This window comes from Azoarcus sp. DD4 (genome assembly GCF_006496635.1).
Taxonomy (GTDB): Bacteria; Pseudomonadota; Gammaproteobacteria; order Burkholderiales; family Rhodocyclaceae; genus Azoarcus.
Window position 1 is genome coordinate 4268176 of sequence record NZ_CP022958.1, and the last position, 21584, is coordinate 4289759.

General features: G+C 59.6%; 12 protein-coding genes, 2 tRNA genes, 3 rRNA genes and 1 pseudogene. 8 read left to right on the top strand and 10 right to left on the bottom strand.

Going from position 1 to position 21584, the window contains the following annotated elements:
• Window positions 1-20: 20 nt before the first annotated feature.
• Window positions 21-1403 (bottom strand): TIGR03013 family XrtA/PEP-CTERM system glycosyltransferase, encoded by a 1383-nt coding sequence (locus CJ010_RS19710; protein WP_141019631.1) that lies wholly within the window; start codon window positions 1401-1403, stop codon window positions 21-23.
• Between the two features lie 438 nt (window positions 1404-1841).
• Here CJ010_RS19710 and CJ010_RS25520 point away from each other — a divergent pair.
• A pseudogene (locus tag CJ010_RS25520) lies at window positions 1842-2887 on the top strand (IS5/IS1182 family transposase).
• Between the two features lie 265 nt (window positions 2888-3152).
• A complete protein-coding gene (locus CJ010_RS19720) occupies window positions 3153-3599 on the top strand; it encodes a MaoC family dehydratase (RefSeq protein ID WP_141019633.1) in 447 nt (148 codons plus the stop codon).
• Window positions 3600-3730: 131 nt separating this feature from the next.
• Here CJ010_RS19720 and rrf read toward each other — a convergent pair.
• The 6 genes from rrf to CJ010_RS19750 form a co-directional block, all read right to left on the bottom strand.
• Window positions 3731-3844, bottom strand: a 5S ribosomal RNA gene (rrf, locus tag CJ010_RS19725).
• A gap of 117 nt (window positions 3845-3961) precedes the next feature.
• Window positions 3962-6846, bottom strand: a 23S ribosomal RNA gene (locus tag CJ010_RS19730).
• A gap of 278 nt (window positions 6847-7124) precedes the next feature.
• Window positions 7125-7200 (bottom strand) — tRNA-Ala (locus CJ010_RS19735).
• Window positions 7201-7226: 26 nt separating this feature from the next.
• A tRNA-Ile gene (locus tag CJ010_RS19740) sits at window positions 7227-7303 on the bottom strand.
• Between the two features lie 71 nt (window positions 7304-7374).
• Window positions 7375-8910 (bottom strand): 16S ribosomal RNA (locus CJ010_RS19745).
• Together the 16S, 23S and 5S rRNA genes with 2 tRNA genes alongside form the textbook arrangement of a ribosomal RNA operon.
• 390 nt (window positions 8911-9300) lie before the next feature.
• Window positions 9301-10641, bottom strand: coding sequence for a hypothetical protein (locus tag CJ010_RS19750; protein ID WP_141019634.1), 1341 nt, complete (start codon window positions 10639-10641; stop codon window positions 9301-9303).
• Window positions 10642-10813: 172 nt separating this feature from the next.
• Between CJ010_RS19750 and CJ010_RS19755 the strand changes: the two genes are divergently transcribed.
• The gene (locus CJ010_RS19755) at window positions 10814-11608 is read left to right on the top strand and encodes a thymidylate synthase (RefSeq protein WP_141019635.1); all 795 of its coding nucleotides are present in this window, start codon (window positions 10814-10816) and stop codon (window positions 11606-11608) included.
• Entirely contained in the window at window positions 11605-12102 is a 498-nt protein-coding gene (locus CJ010_RS19760) for a dihydrofolate reductase (RefSeq protein ID WP_141019636.1), read from the top strand. The genes CJ010_RS19755 and CJ010_RS19760 overlap by 4 nt, the downstream gene beginning before the upstream one ends.
• Before the next feature lie 73 nt (window positions 12103-12175).
• Here CJ010_RS19760 and CJ010_RS19765 read toward each other — a convergent pair whose 3' ends face one another.
• The 3 genes from CJ010_RS19765 to apbC all read right to left on the bottom strand — a co-directional run bounded on the left by CJ010_RS19765 (window position 12176) and on the right by apbC (window position 16326).
• On the bottom strand, window positions 12176-14419 hold the full coding sequence (locus CJ010_RS19765) for an arginine/lysine/ornithine decarboxylase (protein ID WP_141019637.1): 2244 nt from the start codon (window positions 14417-14419) through the stop codon (window positions 12176-12178).
• Between the two features lie 143 nt (window positions 14420-14562).
• Window positions 14563-15129: a dCTP deaminase gene (dcd, locus tag CJ010_RS19770; RefSeq protein ID WP_141019638.1), complete on the bottom strand. Its 567-nt coding sequence runs from the start codon at window positions 15127-15129 to the stop codon at window positions 14563-14565.
• Between the two features lie 105 nt (window positions 15130-15234).
• Window positions 15235-16326 carry an iron-sulfur cluster carrier protein ApbC gene (gene apbC, locus CJ010_RS19775; protein WP_141019639.1) on the bottom strand — a complete coding sequence of 364 codons (1092 nt, stop codon included), beginning with the start codon at window positions 16324-16326 and terminating at the stop codon, window positions 15235-15237.
• 194 nt (window positions 16327-16520) lie between these two features.
• On the opposite strand from apbC, the gene CJ010_RS19780 reads away from it, so the two are divergent.
• The 4 genes from CJ010_RS19780 (at window position 16521) to CJ010_RS19795 (ending at window position 21582) form a co-directional block, all read left to right on the top strand.
• Entirely contained in the window at window positions 16521-17114 is a 594-nt protein-coding gene (locus CJ010_RS19780; RefSeq protein ID WP_141019640.1) for an OmpA family protein, read from the top strand.
• Between the two features lie 69 nt (window positions 17115-17183).
• The gene (gene metG, locus CJ010_RS19785; RefSeq protein ID WP_141019641.1) at window positions 17184-19367 is read left to right on the top strand and encodes a methionine--tRNA ligase; all 2184 of its coding nucleotides are present in this window, start codon (window positions 17184-17186) and stop codon (window positions 19365-19367) included.
• Between the two features lie 222 nt (window positions 19368-19589).
• Entirely contained in the window at window positions 19590-21281 is a 1692-nt protein-coding gene (locus CJ010_RS19790; RefSeq protein ID WP_141019642.1) for a SulP family inorganic anion transporter, read from the top strand.
• On the top strand, window positions 21274-21582 hold the full coding sequence (locus CJ010_RS19795; protein ID WP_141019643.1) for an acylphosphatase: 309 nt from the start codon (window positions 21274-21276) through the stop codon (window positions 21580-21582). Before CJ010_RS19790 ends, CJ010_RS19795 begins: the two co-directional genes overlap by 8 nt.
• Window positions 21583-21584 lie beyond the last annotated feature (2 nt).

Consider the following 21584-nt stretch of genomic DNA (forward strand, 5'->3'; position numbering starts at 1 on the left):
GCGCACCCGCCCAAAGTCGGTCAGTGTGCTCCTTCCCCCGTCAGCACAACCCGCACTGTCTCGAACAGAACCAGCGTATCAAGCACCAGTGTGTGGTTCTTGACGTAGTAAAGATCGTACTGCAGCTTCTGTATAGCATCGTCAATCGACGCACCATACTGGTAACGGACTTGCGCCCAGCCGGTCACCCCTGGCTTCACGCAGTGACGGACCCCGTAGAAGGGGATCTCAGCGGCCAGTTGATCGACGAAGTAAGGCCTTTCGGGACGAGGCCCAACCAAGCTCATGTCGCCGACCAGCACATTGAACAGCTGCGGAAGCTCGTCGATTCGCAGCTTCCTGATCACACGCCCGATACGAGTTACACGGTCATCGTTGGAAGACGCCCACCGTGGTTTCCCATCTTTCTCCGCATCCCGCCTCATGCTCCTAAATTTAATAACTTTGAAGACCCGGCCACCGAGCCCAACTCGCTCTTGCCGGTAGAACACCGGCGCACCATCTTCCAGCAAGATCAAGAGTGCGGCCCCCAGCATGATGGGAAGTGCCAGCACAAGTAGCAGAAGCGCGACAAGAATGTCGAAGAAACGCTTGACGACCGTCCTGCCCAACCCCTGCCGGAAACCGTCACCATAGATCAGCCAACTGGCGCGCAGGGAGTCAATCCGGACTTGCCCCTGAACCCGCTCGAAGAACGACGACAAGTCCAGCACACGAACGCCCGCGAGCTTGCAGTCAAGCAACTCCCTCAGCGGCAACACTCCACCCCGACGCTCCCGAACCGCGACGATGATTTCGCTGACGCGACTCCGTCGCACAACTTCCATCAGGCTCGCCCCCGTTACCACCTTGCTGGAGTCCACAGCAACGGAATCTTCCCGGCTCGGCGAATAAAACCCTACGATTTCCATGCCACTCTGTAGTGGCGTAGTCAGCGCCTGCTGCACGGCACATGCATCACTCCCCGTGCCGATTATCAGCACCCGAGGAGCAAACAGCGCCGATGCCTGCCGTCGATTCACCAACCCACGCATTGCAAGCAGAAATCCGAGCAGAACAAGAACCGAGATCTGCACCGTCAAGGTAGCAAACTCAGCCCAGGGGAGCAGACCGAACACCCCGTATGCGACTGGCACACTCACTGCCACCGACAGCGCCACACGCGCCATCGCCCCCTTCTGAGACTCCTGCACCAATGGGCGATAAAGTCCCATCGCAGTATTCAGCACCACCATTGTGAGGGCAAACAACAGAGCCGACGGAATCAGGACCGGCCATGCAACCGTCTCAGTCTGCAGTTGCATGAACACTGCCAACAAGACCGCAACAAACAACAACAGAGCGTCGAATAAGATCTGCTGTACCGTATGCGACGGGAGATAGTGACTGAAGACCTTCAACATTTTGACCCTCTAAGCCTCACAAGAGGCACCCTCATGCCACGCACGAGCATTGAGACCGAACACGCTTGAGACAAGGTAACGCATTCGTTCGAGCAACAGCGTTAAACTCTTCACGAACAGAGGGCGGGAAACGACCATTCAGCAAAATTCACATCAAGTCATTGTTTATTAAAACTTTTTTTATATCTTTTGACTTTTAAACGTTAGATAATAACACAAAAGCATTTTCGAACATCTCGTTTCCGTCACCTAACGCGGCGAGCAGTAGGCTCGACGGATGACGCGCAGACGCACCACGCACACCGCCCTGAAGGCCAGATAGAAGCGAATAGCATTCATACCTCGATGTATGCTGCTAGCAGGGTGATGCAGAACCCAGTGAACGAACCAGAAAGCCGGTGGTCATAGAACGCTCCCGAACCTCCAGTCCTGACAACAATGCGCAGCCAACTCGCCCCCCAGTCCTCAACGCCCCATTACTTCTCGCCGGGATCGAGCGTACCGGCCGATCACCCGCTGCGCGACGTGAATATACTGGCCAATCGAGCGTTGAATGCGATTTCGGGGGAGCTGAACCTTCTTTACCCGGCGACATACCCGCCTCTGACTCCACCAGTGGGCCTGCTCAACAGTTCGTCATGGATTGTGCTTTACTCGGTTTGCTCAAATCAGCAGTTCGGCGAGCAACTAGGCTATAGCATTCTCTTTCGCGGGCTTCTCACCATGGATCTGGAGAGTGTAAGTTGAGCCGCTTGCGCGAGCGCCTGGTCGCCACCGATGTCAAACTCGGCTTCTTCGCCGACGTGGTGAGATTTGTCCGCCGGGACAATTTCCCATTTTCGGATGACGTCACCGTCGATGGCACCTTGATCAAACCCCGGACCTCCTTCAAGAGATTCCCGCACAAGGACGGCGAACCACCCAATGACAGTGGCAACCGCGCCAGGATGGTCGTCTCTGACGGCGATAAGCTGTCAAACACCCCCTACAGGACCAGCACCGATCCCAAGTCGCACTTCACGAGGAAGGGCGATGGTCTGTGTGTCGACATCCTGGTGACTGAATCGACACAGGCCGAATGCTCCAAGCTGACACATCTGTCCGTGGGCGACACAGTTATCCGGGGGCGCTTGGAGACCGACAATGGCTACAGCGCCAATGATTTCATGACCCATCTGCGCTAGCATTCAATTTGTCTGAATATGGCCGACATCAACAATCACAACACGCTGCGGATCGATGCTCGGACCACACACACCGAGCTCTCGAATCTGCCAGCGCAAGCGAAAGCGCCTGGAGGAGACTCTTAGGGAGGTTGAAGATGGTTGACAGCATGCGCGACGAGATTCATCAGCCCGGCGATCACGTAAACTACGACCTTCATTCCTGGCTCCGCATACAACCCCCTGAGAATCGTGACATTGAGGGATTCTGGGGCGACGACGGAACTCCGGGGAGGCGCTTGGGCAATAGATCGAGTTTAAAGTCCAATAGGCGAAGTCACCATTGCCCTCATCCGAACCCCTCTATTGCCGCGGCACCCGGCGCTCTTGCATCGCTCTGCTAGGTGCTCCGCGACGAAGAATGCTTGGATCGGTACACGACGCGACCACGCATCCGAGGCACGACATAGGACGTTGAACTAACGGGCTCGTGCGTCAACTCGTCAAACCAACGGTAGAACTCCATGCTCACACACTTAAATCTCAGCACATCCAATCAGCACCGTTTTTTAAAAAGGACATGACGATGAGTGAAAGTAGCCGCGATTTCTCTGAGTTCTACGGACTCCGATTCGAGGAACTAATGATCGGTCAAAGTAGCGCGATATCCCGTACGGTCACGGACGCAGATATATTGATGTTCGCCGGAGTTTCTGGCGACACAAACCCAGTACACCTTGATTCCGAATTTGCTGGCAACACGATGTTCGGATCCCGAATAGCGCACGGCATGCTCTCGGCAAGCTACGTCTCAGCCGTCTTCGGGACACGGTTGCCCGGCCCCGGATGCATATACCTTTCTCAAGAACTGAAATTCCGAGCGCCTGTACATGTAGGCGACACTGTCGTCGCTCGAGTGACAGTTAAGGAGCTAAAGTCAGAACGTCGCCGTGCCATTTTCTCAACGGAGTGTCGCGTTGGCGACAAGATCGTGCTCGAAGGAGATGCGGAGATCCTTATCCCAGCGCGTTAAGACCCCTCCAACGATTCATGCTGTGAATCGGCGTTTTGAGTCGATGCTGACGCTCGGTGGCGCCGCGGCTTTCTCGATTTTGCAATAAAAAAGCCCGTACAGTAGAACTGTACGGGCTTTTTGATGGGTTAGTCTGACGATGACCTACTTTCACGAGAGCGGATCTCACTATCATCGGCGCGGTCTGGTTTCACGGTCCTGTTCGGGATGGGAAGGGGTGGTACCCAGACGCTATGGTCGTCAGACTTTGACTTGTTGCTCGGCGTTTTTGTCATCCGAGCCAAATTTGGAAGAAGTGTTGGATTGTGTGACTGCGTCGTGTTGTACACGCTTTGACGAGTTTGACGCTATTTTAAGGTTATAGGATCAAGCCTCACGGGCAATTAGTATCGGTTAGCTTAACGCATTACTGCGCTTCCACACCCGACCTATCAACGTGGTGGTCTTCCACGACCCTTCAGGGGGATCGAGTCCCCAGGGAAGTCTCATCTTGAGGCGAGTTTCCCGCTTAGATGCTTTCAGCGGTTATCTCTTCCGCACTTAGCTACCCGGCGATGCGACTGGCGTCACAACCGGTACACCAGAGGTGCGTCCACTCCGGTCCTCTCGTACTAGGAGCAGGTCCCCTCAAACTTCCAGCGCCCACGGCAGATAGGGACCAAACTGTCTCACGACGTTTTAAACCCAGCTCACGTACCACTTTAAATGGCGAACAGCCATACCCTTGGGACCGGCTACAGCCCCAGGATGTGATGAGCCGACATCGAGGTGCCAAACTCCGCCGTCGATGTGAACTCTTGGGCGGAATCAGCCTGTTATCCCCAGAGTACCTTTTATCCGTTGAGCGATGGCCCTTCCATACAGAACCACCGGATCACTATGTCCTGCTTTCGCACCTGCTCGACTTGTCGGTCTCGCAGTCAAGCCTCCTTTTGCCATTGCACTATCAGTACGATGTCCGACCGTACCTAGGAGACCTTCGAACTCCTCCGTTACCTTTTGGGAGGAGACCGCCCCAGTCAAACTGCCTACCATGCACTGTTCCCGACCCGGATTCACGGGCCTGGGTTAGAACCTCAACGACACCAGGGTGGTATTTCAAGGACGGCTCCACGAGAACTAGCGTTCCCGCTTCATAGCCTCCCACCTATCCTACACAAGTCCCGTCAAAGTCCAATGCAAAGCTACAGTAAAGGTTCATGGGGTCTTTCCGTCTAGCCGCGGGGAGATTGCATCTTCACAAACATTTCAACTTCGCTGAGTCTCAGGAGGAGACAGTGTGGCCATCGTTACGCCATTCGTGCAGGTCGGAACTTACCCGACAAGGAATTTCGCTACCTTAGGACCGTTATAGTTACGGCCGCCGTTTACCGGGGCTTCGATCAAGAGCTTGCACCCCATCACTTAACCTTCCGGCACCGGGCAGGCGTCACACCCTATACGTCCACTTTCGTGTTTGCAGAGTGCTGTGTTTTTAATAAACAGTCGCAGCCACCGATTCTCTGCGGCCCCTTCGCCCTTCGGATGTACTCCTACAAGCTAATGGGGCATACCTTCTCCCGAAGTTACGGTATCAATTTGCCGAGTTCCTTCTCCTGAGTTCTCTCAAGCGCCTTGGTATTTTCAACCTGCCCACCTGTGTCGGTTTGCGGTACGGTCGATTCTAGACTGAAGCTTAGAGGCTTTTCCTGGAAGCAGGGTATCAACCACTTCGCGAACAAGTTCGCTCGTCATCACGCCTCAGCTCAGCTCTCCGGATTTGCCTAGAGAGCACGCCTACACGCTTAAACCGGGACGTCCAACACCCGGCCGGCCTAACCTTCTCCGTCCCCCCATCGCATCTAGAACCGGTACAGGAATATTGACCTGTTTCCCATCGACTACGCATTTCTGCCTCGCCTTAGGGGCCGACTCACCCTGCGCCGATGAACGTTGCGCAGGAAACCTTGGGCTTTCGGCGAGGGTGCTTTTCACACCCTTTATCGCTACTCATGTCAGCATTCGCACTTCCGATACCTCCAGCATCCCTTACGAGACACCTTCGCAGGCTTACGGAACGCTCCCCTACCACGTGTCAAAGACACATCCGCAGCTTCGGTTCATGGCTTGAGCCCCGTTACATCTTCCGCGCAGGACGACTCGACTAGTGAGCTATTACGCTTTCTTTAAAGGGTGGCTGCTTCTAAGCCAACCTCCTAGCTGTCTATGCCTTCCCACCTCGTTTGCCACTTAGCCATGCATTTGGGACCTTAGCTGGCGGTCTGGGTTGTTTCCCTCTTGACACCGGACGTTAGCACCCGATGTCTGTCTGCCGTATATCACTTTGCGGTATTCGGAGTTTGCTATCGCGGGGTAGATCGCAGTGACCCCCCCAACGATTACAGTGCTCTACCCCCGCAAGTGTCCGTACGACGCACTACCTAAATAGTTTTCGGGGAGAACCAGCTATTTCCGGATTTGTTTAGCCTTTCACCCCTATCCACAGCTCATCCCCTAGTTTTTCAACACTAGTGGGTTCGGACCTCCAGTGCGTGTTACCGCACCTTCATCCTGGCCATGGATAGATCATCCGGTTTCGGGTCTACGCCCAGAGACTAAATCGCCCTTATCAGACTCGCTTTCGCTACGCCTCCCCTATTCGGTTAAGCTCGCCACTGAACGTAAGTCGCTGACCCATTATACAAAAGGTACGCAGTCACCCCTTACGAGGCTCCCACTGTTTGTATGCATGCGGTTTCAGGATCTATTTCACTCCCCTCCCGGGGTTCTTTTCGCCTTTCCCTCACGGTACTGGTTCACTATCGGTCGATCACGAGTATTTAGCCTTGGAGGATGGTCCCCCCATCTTCAGACAGGATTACACGTGTCCCGCCCTACTTGTCGCACGCTCAGACCCGCCACCGGCTTTTCGCATACGGGACTATCACCCTGTATCGTCGGACTTTCCAGACCGTTTTGCTAAGCTGATGGTTTAGTCGTGCAGGCTATTCCCCGTTCGCTCGCCACTACTTGGGGAATCTCGGTTGATTTCTTTTCCTACGGCTACTTAGATGTTTCAGTTCGCCGCGTTCGCCTCCACGTACCTATGTATTCAGTACGGGATACTGCTTGCGCAGTGGGTTTCCCCATTCGGATATCGGGGGATCAAAGCTCCATTGCCAGCTCCCCCCCGCTTTTCGCAGGCTTGCACGTCCTTCATCGCCTGTGATCGCCAAGGCATCCACCACATGCACTTAGTCGCTTGATCCTATAACCTTAGATCCTCTCGCGCGTTCTCACGCACTGAAGATCCGGCTACAGGTCGAACTCGTTTGTGCGATCCGCCACTGTGCTGACTACGCAGTGTCGGATCAATGCAATCACACAACCCGTGCAACACACCTAGATGTGCTGCACTAACTTCTTCCAATTTGTTAAAGAGCGAACCTCTGGCACGATGACCAAGAAGTCAGGCATGAGCACTTGCATACGCATGACTGACGTCTCGACATGTCGAACAACCGAGCAGCGCGGGCGCTGCGGCACTGGTGGAGCTGGTCGGGATCGAACCGACGACCCTCGGCTTGCAAAGCCGATGCTCTCCCAGCTGAGCTACAGCCCCATTCTGACTTCGAGCACCTAAAAGACTGGTGGGTCTGGTTGGGTTCGAACCAACGACCCCCGCCTTATCAAGACGGTGCTCTAACCAGCTGAGCTACAGACCCTCGACATCGAGGCTCTTCGCCTGAACAACCGATAAGTTGTGGATACTTGGCCGTTAGCGGCTTTTCTCTTGAAAGGAGGTGATCCAGCCGCACCTTCCGATACGGCTACCTTGTTACGACTTCACCCCAGTCATGAATCTCACCGTGGTAAGCGCCCTCCCGAAGGTTAAGCTACCTACTTCTGGTGAAACCCACTCCCATGGTGTGACGGGCGGTGTGTACAAGACCCGGGAACGTATTCACCGCAGCATGCTGATCTGCGATTACTAGCGATTCCGACTTCACGCAGTCGAGTTGCAGACTACGATCCGGACTACGATCGGCTTTAAGGGATTAGCTCCACCTCGCGGCTTGGCAACCCTCTGTACCGACCATTGTATGACGTGTGAAGCCCTACCCATAAGGGCCATGAGGACTTGACGTCATCCCCACCTTCCTCCGGTTTGTCACCGGCAGTCTCATTAAAGTGCCCAACTGAATGATGGCAATTAATGACAAGGGTTGCGCTCGTTGCGGGACTTAACCCAACATCTCACGACACGAGCTGACGACAGCCATGCAGCACCTGTGTCCTGGTTCCCGAAGGCACTCTCGCCTCTCAGCAAGATTCCAGGCATGTCAAGGGTAGGTAAGGTTTTTCGCGTTGCATCGAATTAATCCACATCATCCACCGCTTGTGCGGGTCCCCGTCAATTCCTTTGAGTTTTAACCTTGCGGCCGTACTCCCCAGGCGGTCAACTTCACGCGTTAGCTGCGTTACTCACAGAGTTACCTCTACGAACAACTAGTTGACATCGTTTAGGGCGTGGACTACCAGGGTATCTAATCCTGTTTGCTCCCCACGCTTTCGTGCATGAGCGTCAGTACAGGCCCAGGGGGCTGCCTTCGCCATCGGTGTTCCTCCACATCTCTACGCATTTCACTGCTACACGTGGAATTCCACCCCCCTCTGCCGTACTCTAGCCTTGCAGTCACAAGCGCAGTTCCCAGGTTAAGCCCGGGGATTTCACACCTGTCTTACAAAACCGCCTGCGCACGCTTTACGCCCAGTAATTCCGATTAACGCTCGCACCCTACGTATTACCGCGGCTGCTGGCACGTAGTTAGCCGGTGCTTCTTCTTACGGTACCGTCATCCACGCGGGATATTAGCCCGCGCGATTTCTTTCCGTCCGAAAGAGCTTTACAACCCGAAGGCCTTCTTCACTCACGCGGCATGGCTGGATCAGGCTTTCGCCCATTGTCCAAAATTCCCCACTGCTGCCTCCCGTAGGAGTCTGGGCCGTGTCTCAGTCCCAGTGTGGCGGATCATCCTCTCAGACCCGCTACAGATCGTCGCCTTGGTGAGCCTTTACCTCACCAACTAGCTAATCTGACATCGGCCGCTCCAATCACGTGAGGTCTTGCGATCCCCCACTTTCCCCCTCAGGGCGTATGCGGTATTAGCTACGCTTTCGCGTAGTTATCCCCCATGACTGGGCACGTTCCGATGCATTACTCACCCGTTCGCCACTCGCCGGCGGGCCGAAGCCCCCGCTGCCGTTCGACTTGCATGTGTAAAGCATGCCGCCAGCGTTCAATCTGAGCCAGGATCAAACTCTTAAGTTCAATCCATACAAAGCACTCAAAGTCACTTACTGACATGAGCACCTAATCATTGCGAAACCAAACCGCCGAAGCGGCTTCGCCACAACAACCAAGCACCCACACTTATCGGTTGTTCAATTTTTTAAAGAGCGCTGCATTCGCTGCAGCAGAGAAGCGAGATTATGTAGCACTCGTTTCGCTTCGTCAACCCCCGCCGCAACCTTTTTAAAACCGATCACGCCGGAACAAACTCGCAAAACCACCTCGCAAAACCCCTTCACCACCGCAAAAAAACACAGACAGTCGCGAAGAGCCGCGCAGTATATACATCACTCAAAAAACGTCAAGCGGCATCACACACTCTCAACGATATATCGGCCTCCGACCCATCCCCACGACCAGAAGGTGCAATCAAAGAACCTGGTAGACCCGAAGCTCGAATCCAGCGTCGACTTCACACGCTTCAAGCGGCTTCAACTTCTGAAGCCTGTTGTCTGCACTGATAAAGAGCGGAACACCCGCACGCAAGGTATTGACCGGAGCCGCAACACGGACGGCTTCGCCCTTTTGAACCGGATCACAGAAAAAAACTTCGTGTGGCGCTCGGCCGTCATCAACTCTCACCAAAGTTGGCCGCGGCGAGAGTGTCTCAATCCCGATAGCGACCTCACCATTCAGATACCGGACCCGCCTGACCACGCCGAGATGCCAGCTGGCGCCGTCCTGGGGTCGAAAGCTCAGCAACTCCCCACGTATCGGAATGGAGACCGAGTCAGGGGCCACCTTCGCCCCAACGCCACCGCGGCTCAAATCACTGATTGCCCATTCAACAGGGACGGCGCTGGCAGTCCCTCCGAGCGCATGGCGAATTTCCCCCAAACCTCGGATGACGGACAGGACGCCACTAACGAAGTGGCGCCGGAAGCGCCGAAGTGGAGGCGATGACGACCAGCGCACAATCAAATGCCTTGCAGCCGTCTGGGCAGCACCTGCCGTCAGACCGGCATTTCGAAGCGACGGCGGCACCATCCCATTCTGCATTCTCGCCAACAGACCAGTGAGAAATACAACCGCGTCTCCCGAAAGGAAAAACCACGCGCTCGGGGCAGGATGAGCAACAAATCTCAACGGCCTACCCGCCCGCCCGGCATCGACGGAATAAACGGCATCAGAGGACTGCATCCGCGCCAAGGACAGAAACGGCACCGCGAGATCTACCAGATGCGCCGCCGCAACCAGTGCCGCCCCCTGCAGCTGGTCGACCGCCGCGACTTCGAAGGCAAGGGCTCGCAGATACTGTCTACCGATGCCAGGCAGGTCGCCAGACACCCGCACCATCCCACTAGCCGCAGTTTCGAAGCCTTCGATCAACTCTGACCAGACCCCATCAACGACGGAATGCTGCGCTGCGCACGCCCAAAAAACCAAGTCGGCCGCAGTTCGAGCGCGCGCGACGTCGACCGCGGTGGAGGCGGGGGTCACACAACGATAGGCTGCAAGCAGGGCATCAAAGGCGGCGTGAACCCGCGCGTATGACGTCGGACCGCTTGACGTATCAGGCTCAAGACCCGAGATCCAGGCATCGAGAGTTCGACGCAGGCGATCATCAAGCGCCGCCACCACACCCAAGGACAGACCATCGACCGCGTCTCGCACGAAACAACGCAGATCAGCCTCGATAGAGACTAGCTCAGCCGGCACGCCCAGACTGTCTTGCGCCGTGAAATCGAATGTTCCGTTCGCTTGCTTCATCCCAGCTCCCGAGTTGCCACGCGCCACAACTCCATCACGCGTGCCCTGTGTCACGTCTCGTGCCTTGCGCTTAACCGGCCCAGATTAGCACATGGCCAACGCATACGGAGGGGTCGCCCCTGCCTGCCGGGCGCCTGCAAGGTAGAATCATGGACTTTTGGAGAGCACCGCGATGAAGCAATACCTCGACCTGATGCGTCACGTCCTCGAGCACGGCGACGAGAAGACCGATCGCACCGGCACGGGAACCCTGTCAGTGTTCGGCTGGCAGATGCGCTTTCGGCTCGCCGATGGTTTCCCGCTCCTCACGACCAAGAGACTGCACACCCGGTCCATCATCCACGAACTACTCTGGTTTCTGCAGGGCGAGACCAACATCCGCTACCTGAAGGAAAACGGCGTATCGATCTGGGACGAATGGGCCGACGACAACGGAGAACTCGGCCCGGTGTACGGGAAGCAGTGGCGTCGTTGGGAAACCGCGGACGGCCGCAGCGTCGACCAACTCGCCAAACTCGTCGAGGGCATCAAGCGCAACCCGGATTCGCGTCGCCACATCGTTTCCGCCTGGAATCCGGGCGAAGTCGATCGGATGGCCCTGCCGCCCTGCCACGCGCTGTTTCAGTTTTACGTGGCTAACGGCAAACTATCCTGTCAGCTCTACCAACGCAGCGCTGACATTTTCCTCGGCGTACCGTTCAATATCGCCTCTTACGCCCTGCTGACCGTGATGCTTGCACAGGTGTGCGACCTTGCGCCCGGCGATTTCGTATGGACCGGCGGCGACTGCCACCTATACCTCAACCATCTCGAGCAGGCGCGCGAGCAACTATCGCGGGAGCCCTATCCGCTACCAACCATGAGGCTGAATCCAGCCGTGCGGGACCTATTCGCCTTCCGTTACGAAGACTTCAGCCTGGAGGGCTATACCGCCCATCCGCACATCAAGGCACCGGTCGCCGTATGACAACGAAAGCCCTCATCACACTGATCGCAGCTGTCGCCCGCAACGGTGTCATCGGCCGCGACAACGCGCTGCCCTGGCGCCTGAAGGCAGACCTTGCCCGCTTTAAGGCGGTCACGCTCGGACATCCCATCCTGATGGGACGCAAGACGTGGGACTCACTCGGTCGGCCCCTGCCGGGGCGTCGCAATCTGGTGGTGACACGTAACGCGGCATTCACCGCGGCAGGGGCCGAAATCTTCCCAACGCCGGAAGCGGCATTGCAGCAGCTTGATGAAAACGCCGTTTTCGTGATCGGCGGAGCCGAACTTTATCGTCAGTTGCTCGACCAGGCGGACGCCCTCCTCCTGACCGAAGTGCATACCGACATCGACGGCGACGCGTTTTTTCCCCCTTTCGACCGGACGACTTTTGTCGAAGTCAGCCGGGAACCCCACCCCGCCGACGCCGACAACCCGTTTGCCTTCGACTTCGTCGAGTACCGCCGACGCCCTTGAGGCATCAGGACCCGGAATAAAAAAAGCCGCCCCATCAAGGGCGGCTTTTTCATGCATCCCAAACAGGAGGTCGTCAGTCGGCGCGCACGCAATCCACATGGTAACGACCGTCGTCGGTCTTCACCAGGCCGTGAATGTCCGTCTCGAAACCAGGGAAGCGCGCGTTGAAATCCCGTGCGAACTGCAGGTAGCGGACGATGGTCGCGTTGAAGCGCTCTCCCGGAATCAGCAGCGGAATGCCGGGAGGATAGGGCGTGACCAGCATCGCGGTTACACGGCCTTCGAGTTCGTCGATCGGCACCCGTTCGATCTCTCGGTGTGCCATCTTGGCGAACGCATCTGCAGGCTTCATCGCCGGCACCATGTCGGAAAGGTACATTTCCGTTGTCAGGCGCGCGACGTCGTGCGCCTTGTAGAAGCTGTGGATCTGAGCGCAAAGGTCCTTCAGCCCCACCTTCTCGTAGCGCGGATGCTTGGCGATAAAGTCGGGCATCACCCGCCAAAGCGGCTGATTGCGATCGTAGTCATCTTTGAACTGTTGCAACTCGGTCACGAGGGTGTTCCAGCGCCCCTTGGTGATGCCGATGGTGAACATGATGAAAAAGGAATACAGTCCCGTCTTCTCGACGATGATGCCGTGCTCGGCGAGATAACGCGTCAGGATTCCAGCTGGGATGCCCCACTCGGCAAAATCGCCTTCAACGTCCAAACCCGGCGTAATCACGGTCGCCTTGATGGGGTCCAGCATGTTGAAGCCCGGTGCCAGATGACCGAAGCCATGCCAACGCTCACCGTTCTTCAGCATCCAGTCGTCCCGCTCACCGATGCCCTCCTCGGCGAGAAACTCGGGCCCCCATACCTTGAACCACCAATCTGATTCGCCGAACTCGGCATCGACCTTGCGCATCGCGCGGCGGAACTCGACTGCTTCCGAGAGCGACTCATCGACCAGCGCCGGTCCGCCCGGCGGCTCCATCATCGCCGCGGCCACGTCGCAGGACGCGATGATCGCGTACTGCGGCGAGGTCGATGTATGCATCAGGTAGGCTTCATTGAAAATGTCGCGATCGAGCTTGCGAGTCTCCGAGTCCTGCACCAGGATCTGCGAAGCCTGACTGAGGCCCGCCAGCAGCTTGTGGGTCGATTGCGTCGAAAAAATCATCGACTCGCGGCAGCGCGGGCGGTCTTCGCCGATTGCGTGGTAGTCGCCGTAGAAGTCGTGGAAGGCGGCGTGCGGCAGCCAGGCTTCGTCGAAGTGCAGCGTATCTATCCTGCCGTCGAGCATCTCCTTGATGGTCTCGACGTTGTACACCACGCCGTCGTAGGTCGACTGGGTGATGGTCAGAATACGCGGCTTCTTGTTCTTGGCCTCGCGTGCGAAGGGGTTGGCCTCGATCTTCTTCTGGATGTTCTCCATCGAGAACTCCTCCAGCGGGATCGGGCCGATGATGCCGTAATGGTTGCGCGTTGGCGTCAGGAACACCGGCACCGCGCCAGTCATGATGATCGAGTGGAGAATCGACTTGTGGCAGTTGCGGTCCACCACCACGATGTCACCTGGCGCCACGGTGGTGTGCCACACCATCTTGTTCGAGGTCGAGGTGCCGTTGGTGACAAAGTAGAGGTGATCGCAGTTGAAGATGCGCGCAGCGTTGCGCTCCGACGCCGCGACCGGCCCCGTGTGGTCGAGCAACTGGCCGAGCTCTTCGACCGCGTTGCAGACGTCTGCACGCAGCATGTTCTCGCCAAAGAACTGGTGGAACATCTGCCCCACCGGGCTCTTCAGGAAGGCAACGCCACCGGAGTGCCCCGGGCAGTGCCAGGAGTAGGAGCCGTCGGCCGCATAGTGGGTAAGCGCACGGAAGAAGGGCGGCGGCAGCGAATCGAGGTAGTTGCGCGCCTCCCGCACCACATAGCGCGCGATGAACTCCGGCGTGTCCTCGAACATGTGGATGAAGCCGTGCATCTCGCGCAGCACGTCGTTCGGAATGTGCCGGCTGGTGCGCGTCTCACCGTACAGGAAAATCGGGATGTCGGCGTTGCGAAGGCGGATTTCCTCGACGAAGCTGCGCAGGTCGGCAATGGCCTTGGCCGATGCCTCGGGCGACGAGAATTCCTCGTCGTCGATCGACAGGATGAAGCCGGAACCGCGGCTCTGCTGCTGGGCGAAGGACGTGAGGTCGCCATAGCTGGTGACGCCGAGGACCTCCATACCCTCTTCCTCGATCGCTTTGGCGAGCGCGCGGATACCCAGCCCCGACGTGTTTTCCGAGCGGAAATCCTCGTCGATGATGATGATCGGAAAGTGGAATCGCATCCTTCGTTTCTCCAGCAGGCAGCCCCGGTCGGGGCTGTGCGCATCTTAACCGCGCGGTGTTTGCCGACGCGTTACCAGAAGTAGAAAAGGGCCGCTGAGCGGCCCCGGGCGTCAGTCTTGCGCAACATGGCGCGGATTCGGAATCAGATCTTGGGCAAGGTCACGCCGGTCTGGCCGAAGTACTTGCCGCCCCTATCCTTATAAGAGGTTTCGCAGGGCTCATCGGACTCGAAGAACAGCATCTGCGCGACGCCTTCGTTCGCGTAGATCTTGGCGGGCAGCGGCGTCGTGTTGGAGAACTCCAGCGTCACGTGACCTTCCCATTCCGGCTCAAGCGGCGTGACGTTCACGATGATGCCGCAGCGCGCGTAGGTGCTCTTGCCCAGACACACGGTCAGCACGCTGCGCGGGATGCGGAAATACTCGACCGTACGGGCCAGCGCGAAGGAGTTCGGCGGAATGATGCAGACGTCACCGGTGAAGTCGACAAAGTTCCGCGCATCGAAATCCTTGGGATCGACGATGGTCGAGTTGATGTTGGTGAAGATCTTGAATTCGTTCGCGCAACGTACGTCGTAGCCGTAGCTGGACGTTCCGTAGGAAACGATCTTGCCGCCATCGTTGGCCCGAACGAGCTCGGGCGCGAACGGCTCGATCATGCCCTGCTGCTCCGCCATGCGGCGGATCCACTTGTCGGACTTGATGGACATGGAACGCGGTTTCCTCTGCGGCCGCAGTCGGGCCGGATGCGAAAAATCCGCGTAGTTTAGGGCAAGCGCCGCGGTTGCGAAAGCGAACCGCGGCGCAATTTCGGATCAGGTGTTCTGGATCACGATATTGGGGAACTTGTGCGTCATGTCCTTGGATTTCTCGGCAATGCGCACTGCCACCTTGCGCGCGATCTCCTTGTAGATCCCGGCAATGCGGCCGTCCGGATCGGCCACCACGGTGGGCGCACCGTTGTCGGCCTCCTGGCGGATCTGCAGGTCGAGCGGCAGGGCGCCGAGGAAGCCGATGCCGTAATCGTCGCAGAGCTTCTGACCACCGCCGGTGCCGAAGATGTGCTCCTCGTGGCCGCACTTGGAACAGATGTGGATACTCATGTTCTCGACCACGCCGAGGATGGGCACGCCCACCTTCTCGAACATCTTGATGCCCTTGCGCGCGTCGAGCAGCGCGATGTCCTGAGGCGTGGTGACGATCACCGCGCCGGTCACCGGCACGCTCTGCGACAGCGTCAGCTGGATGTCGCCGGTCCCCGGCGGCATGTCTATCACCAGGTAATCCAGATCCTGCCAGTGGGTTTCCTTCAACAACTGGTTGAGCGCCTGGGTCGCCATCGGGCCACGCCACACCATCGGCGTCTCGACGTCGACCAGGAAACCGATGGACATCGTCTGAATGCCGTAGGCCTCGAGCGGCTCCATCGTCTTGCCGTCAAGCGACTCCGGCCGGCGGTCGCCTATGCCCAGCATCTGCGGCTGCGACGGGCCGTAGATGTCGGCATCCAGGATGCCGACGCGCGCGCCCTCGGCGGACAGCGCCAGCGCCAGATTGGCCGCGGTGGTGCTCTTACCCACGCCCCCCTTGCCCGATGCCACGGCGATGATGTTACGCACGCCCGGCAGCAGCTTCACGCCGTGCTGGACGGCGTGCGCCACCACCTTGCTGCTCACCTGGATATCGACCTTGCCCAAGCCGGGCAGCGTCGCCAGTGCAGCTTGCAGCATCGCTCGGATCGGTTCGTGCTGGCTCTTGGCCGGATAGCCCAGCTCCACCTCGAAGCTGACGTCCGCGCCGCTGACCTTCAGGTTGCGTACACAGCGGGTGCTCACCAGATCCTTGCCGGTGTTCGGGTCGATGACGGACTTCAGGGCTTCTGTTACGTTTTCTTGAGACAAGCTCATGTCGGATTCCTCGATAATCGGGCCGCCCGTCCGCGCGGGCGGGAACGAACGAAATCATACCGGAGCCCCCGCTGGCGCTCACCCTCTTGCGCGCTGGGGTTACTTGCCGAGGCGATACGCGGCATCATCGTTATCACGCCACCGCCCCGGCATCGCGCACGATCCCCTTACTCCAAACTTATCCGCAACCGACCATGTGCACATTCCAGATCTGCGTCCGGGCGCTCGCCGCCTGCTCCGCCGCCCTGCTGCTGGCAGCCTGCGCCACCACCGACGCCCCACAGCATCAGACCGGCACCGGCAGCTACTCGTCCACGACGACCACGCCACGGCCAACGGCACCGGCGTCCAAGGTCGATTGGCCCGTCCTGCACAAGGAGCTCGCCACCGCCTTGCGTGATGCAGCCGGAGCCGAGCTCGGCGAACCGACGGCGAGCGGCATCCACCTGCGCATCCCGGTCAGCAACGGCTTCGCGTCCGGCAGCGCCGAACCGCGGCCGGCCCTGACCAAGGTGCTCGACAGCCTGGTCGCCCCGCTCGGATCGCGTCCGCAGGTAACCGTCAAGATCGTCGGCCACACCGACAGCCAGGGCAGCGAGATGTACAACCTGCAGCTCTCCATCCAGCGCGCCGAAGCCGTGATGGAATACCTGCGCAGCCGCGGCATCGCCTACGAACGCCTGGCGGCCGACGGCAAGGGCGAGATGGAACCGATCGCCGACAACGCCAAGGAAGCCACCCGGGCACGCAACCGGCGTGTCGAAATCATCCTCGGCACCACGCAATAAGGCGGCGAGGCAGGGAAGGAGGCCGGGCTTTGCTAAACTCCCGCCTTTGATTCAGACCTGCCTGCCATCATGCCCCGCAAGATACTCGTCACCAACGCCCTGCCCTACGCCAACGGCGACATCCACCTCGGCCACCTCGTCGGTTACATCCAGGGCGACATCTGGGTGCGCTACCAGCGCATGCGTGGCAACTCGGTGCACTACGTCTGCGCGGACGACACGCACGGCACGCCCATCATGCTGCGCGCCGAGAAGGAAGGCATCACGCCGGAACAGCTGATCAACCGGGTGCATGGCGAGCACCTGCGCGACTTCACCGACTTCGGCGTCGGTTTCGACAACTACCATTCGACCCACAGCGCGGAAAACCGTGCCTACGCCGAGGACATCTACGGCAAGCTGCTGTCGGCCGGCTTCATTGAAACGCGCTCGATCGAACAGTTCTACGACCCGGTCAAGGAAATGTTCCTGCCGGACCGCTTCATCAAGGGCGAATGCCCCAAGTGCGGCGCCGGCGACCAATACGGCGACAATTGCGAGGTGTGCGGCGCCGCCTATGCCCCCACCGAGCTCAAGAACCCCTACTCCGCGGTATCTGGCGCCAAGCCGGTGCTGAAGACCTCCGAGCACTACTTCTTCCGCTTATCCGACGCTCGCGCAGTCGAGTTCCTGCGCGAATGGACACGCGGCACCAACACAACCGGCGAGCGCCGCCTGCAGGCGGAGGCCGCCAACAAGATGAAGGAATGGCTGGGCGAAGCCGGTGAGAACAAGCTGTCCGACTGGGACATCTCGCGCGATGCCCCCTACTTCGGCTTCGAGATCCCGGGCGCGCCGGGCAAGTACTTCTATGTCTGGCTGGACGCGCCCATCGGCTATTTCGCCAGCTTCCGCAACTACGCCGAGCGCCGCAGCGCTGCCGGGGAACAGATCGCCGTCGAGGACTACACCGATACCATCCGCGCCGAAGCCCAGGGCACCGAGCTGGTGCACTTCATCGGCAAGGACATCCTCTACTTCCACGCGCTGTTCTGGCCGGCGATGCTCAAGTTTGCCGGCTACCGCACGCCCAGCCAGCTCTGTGTGAACGGTTTCCTGACCGTCGACGGCGCCAAGATGTCCAAGAGCCGCGGCACCTTCATCACCGCGCGCTCCTACGTCGAGCAGGGACTCAACCCGGAGTGGCTACGCTACTACTTCGCCAGCAAGTCCAACGGCACCATGGAAGACGTCGACCTCAACCTCGACGACATGATCGCCAAGGTCAATTCCGATCTGGTCGGCAAGTATGTAAACATCGCCAGCCGCTGCGCCGGCTTCATCGCCAAGCGTTTCGGCGGCAAGCTGGGCGGCGTCGACCCCAAGGCCACGGCGGAATTCGAATCGGCCTACGAGGCGGCCACCATCGCCCAGGCTTACGAGGAGCGCGACTACGGCCGCGCGCTGCGCGAGATCATGCGACTGGCCGATCTCGCCAACCAGTATGTGAACGACCACAAACCGTGGGAGCTGGCCAAGCAGGACGGTCAGGACGCGCAACTGCACGTCGTCTGCAGCACGGCGCTGACGCTGTTCCGCGATCTCACGCTCTACCTCAAGCCGGTGCTGCCGGCACTCGCCGCCAAGGTCGAGGCATTCCTCGCGATCGCCCCGCTCGACTGGCAGGCCGGCTGGAAGCCGCTGCCCGCCGGCCACGACATCACCGCCTACCAGCACCTGATGACTCGCATCGAGCGCAAGCAGGTCGATGCGCTGCTCGAAGCCAACCGCGATTCGCTCGCACCGGCCGCAGCCGCGGCACCCGCCGCGACCGCCAAGACCGCCAAGGAAGCGAGCTCGCAGCAACGCCACGCGGAAAAGCAGCAGCATGCCGCGCAGGCGGCCGAGACGGCATCGCCGCACATCTCCATCGACGACTTCACCAAGGTCGACCTGCGCATCGCGAAGATCGTCGACGCCCAGCATGTCGAGGGTGCCGACAAGCTGATCCGCCTGCAACTCGACATCGGAGAAACCGACGACGCCGGCAACCCCAAGCCCCGTCAGGTCTTCGCCGGCATCAAGTCGGCCTACGACCCGGCCAGCCTGGTCGGCCGCCTCACCGTGATGGTGGCCAACCTCGCTCCGCGCAAGATGAAGTTCGGCATGAGCGAAGGCATGGTGCTCGCCGCCTCCGACCCCGACGGCAAGACCGGCGGGCTCTACATCCTGTCGCCCGACGGCGGCGCCCAGCCGGGCATGCGCGTGAAGTAGTCCACGACGGCCAACATCTCACCAACGACATACCGGACTGCGGGTGGACAAGCCCGCCCGCAAGTCCAAGAATACCGACACCTACAAGACCCGTCCCCAACATGCCATTGACGCAATCGAAACGCTGGATCGTTCGACGGCGTACCGCCCCGGGACGGGCGTCTCCGCACTACACCCGGCCAGGCATGCGCCAGGCACAAGCAGAACCACCGCGGAGACACCATGAACATCCAGTTTCGCCCCAAGCTTCTTGACACACTGCGCGGCTACGAACGTGCAGCCTTCACCCACGACCTCTCGGCCGGCATCACCGTAGGCGTTCTCGCGCTGCCGCTGGCGATGGCCTTTGCCATCGCCTCCGGCCTGTCGCCCACCGCCGGCATCTGGACGGCCATCGTCGCCGGCTTCCTGATCGCGGCACTCGGCGGCTCGCGGGTCCAGATCGGCGGCCCCACCGGCGCCTTCATCCCCATCATCTACGCCATCGTCGCCGACTACGGCGTGCAGAACCTGCTGATCGCCACGATGATGTCGGGGGTGATGCTGTTCGCCATGGGCGCCTTCCGCCTCGGCAACATGATCCGCTTCATCCCGCTGTCGGTCGTCATCGGCTTTACCAACGGCATTGCAGTCGTCATCTTTCTTTCGCAGATCAAGGACTTCCTCGGCCTCAGGATCGAACATCTGCCGGGCGAGTTCTTCGGCAAGATGAAGGCGCTGACGGCTGCGCTGCCAACGCTGGACCTACCGACCGTACTGCTCGCGATCGCCTCGCTGGCGGTGCTGCTGGGCTGGAACCGCCAGGCCGTCCGCACACCCTGGATGCGCCGCCTGCCTGGGCCGCTGGCGGTGCTGATCCTCGCCACCGCGGTCAACGCGCTACTGGATCTGCCGGTGGAAACCATAGGCAGCCGCTTCGGCGGCATCCCGCAGGAGGTGCCGGCTTTCGGTCTGCCGGAACTGACCTTGGGCACACTCGGCAAGTTGATCGCACCGGCACTCACCATCGCGTTGCTGGGTGCGATCGAATCGCTGCTGTCGGCACGCGTAGCCGACAGCCAGATCGACGACCGCCACGACCCCAACCAGGAGTTGATGGCACAGGGTATCGCCAACGTGGCCGCCCCGCTGTTCGGCGGCTTCGCCGCCACCGGCGCGATCGCCCGCACCGCCACCAATATCCGCACCGGCGGCCGCACCCCGGTGGCCGGCGTGATCCATTCAGTCGTGCTGCTGGCGGTGGTGCTGGCGCTGGCACCGTTGGCGAGTGCCATTCCGCTGGCAACGCTGTCGGCCATCGTGGTGATCGTCGCGGTCAACATGGGCGAATGGCACGCCTTCGCGCCCTCGGAGCTGGCGCGCTATTCGCTGCAGTACCGCGCCATCCTGCTCGGCACCTTCGTCGTTACCGTGGTGTTCGACCTTACACTGGCGGTGGAACTCGGCATGGTGCTGGCCAGCCTTTTCTTCATCTACCGGATGTCGGATCTCACCCGCATCGAGCGCATTCCGCTGGAAGACCACTACGGCGTCGAGGCACTGTCGCGCGAAGACGGCACGCCGCGCATCCTCGCCTACAGCATGTTCGGCAGCCTCTTCTTCGGCGCCGCCAACAAGCTGGAAAACCTGCTATTGATGCAACATGGACATCCGGACGTGGTGATCCTGGACCTCGCCAAGGTCATCAACATCGACACCACCGGCCTGGACATCCTGCAGACGCTGCACCGCAACCTGCAGAAGCGTGGTGCCCACCTGATCCTGTGCGGCCTCAATGCGCAACCGGAATCCCTCGTATCGCGCTCGGGCTTCCAGGACCGACTGGGCAGCGGCAACGTCACCGCCAACATCACCGACGCGCTGCTGCGCGCGCAGTGGTTGAGCGGCAAGAGCCCGGAGGTTTCCTATGCCTGACCGCAACGACATCGTCGTCATCGCCCGCCTGCTGCGCATACACGGGCGGGTGCAGGGCGTTTCCTACCGTGCCAGCGCGCAGACCGAGGCGGTGCGTCTCGGCCTGTCGGGCTGGGTGCGCAATCGCCACGACGGCAGCGTCGAGGCGCTGGTGTCCGGTCGCGTTGAAGCGGTGGAAGACTTCATCGGCTGGGCGCACATCGGCCCGCCGGCTGCCCGCGTCGACCGCGTGATCGTCGACCTGGCCGACAGCGGTGGCGACGGTCTGGCCGGCAGCTTCGTCTGCCTGCCAAGCTGCTGACG

What these genes read in the sequence shown, in the direction of transcription:
- CJ010_RS19720 (WP_141019633.1), top strand. Translation starts at nt 3,153, where the DNA reads ATGAGTGAAAGTAGCCGCGATTTCTCTGAGTTCTACGGACTCCGATTC.
- apbC (WP_141019639.1), bottom strand. Translation starts at nt 16,326, where the DNA reads ATGAGCTTGTCTCAAGAAAACGTAACAGAAGCCCTGAAGTCCGTCATC.
- CJ010_RS19755 (WP_141019635.1), top strand. Translation starts at nt 10,814, where the DNA reads ATGAAGCAATACCTCGACCTGATGCGTCACGTCCTCGAGCACGGCGAC.
- CJ010_RS19765 (WP_141019637.1), bottom strand. Translation starts at nt 14,419, where the DNA reads ATGCGATTCCACTTTCCGATCATCATCATCGACGAGGATTTCCGCTCG.
- CJ010_RS19760 (WP_141019636.1), top strand. Translation starts at nt 11,605, where the DNA reads ATGACAACGAAAGCCCTCATCACACTGATCGCAGCTGTCGCCCGCAAC.
- CJ010_RS19780 (WP_141019640.1), top strand. Translation starts at nt 16,521, where the DNA reads ATGTGCACATTCCAGATCTGCGTCCGGGCGCTCGCCGCCTGCTCCGCC.
- metG (WP_141019641.1), top strand. Translation starts at nt 17,184, where the DNA reads ATGCCCCGCAAGATACTCGTCACCAACGCCCTGCCCTACGCCAACGGC.
- CJ010_RS19795 (WP_141019643.1), top strand. Translation starts at nt 21,274, where the DNA reads ATGCCTGACCGCAACGACATCGTCGTCATCGCCCGCCTGCTGCGCATA.
- CJ010_RS19790 (WP_141019642.1), top strand. Translation starts at nt 19,590, where the DNA reads ATGAACATCCAGTTTCGCCCCAAGCTTCTTGACACACTGCGCGGCTAC.
- CJ010_RS19710 (WP_141019631.1), bottom strand. Translation starts at nt 1,403, where the DNA reads ATGTTGAAGGTCTTCAGTCACTATCTCCCGTCGCATACGGTACAGCAG.
- CJ010_RS19750 (WP_141019634.1), bottom strand. Translation starts at nt 10,641, where the DNA reads ATGAAGCAAGCGAACGGAACATTCGATTTCACGGCGCAAGACAGTCTG.
- dcd (WP_141019638.1), bottom strand. Translation starts at nt 15,129, where the DNA reads ATGTCCATCAAGTCCGACAAGTGGATCCGCCGCATGGCGGAGCAGCAG.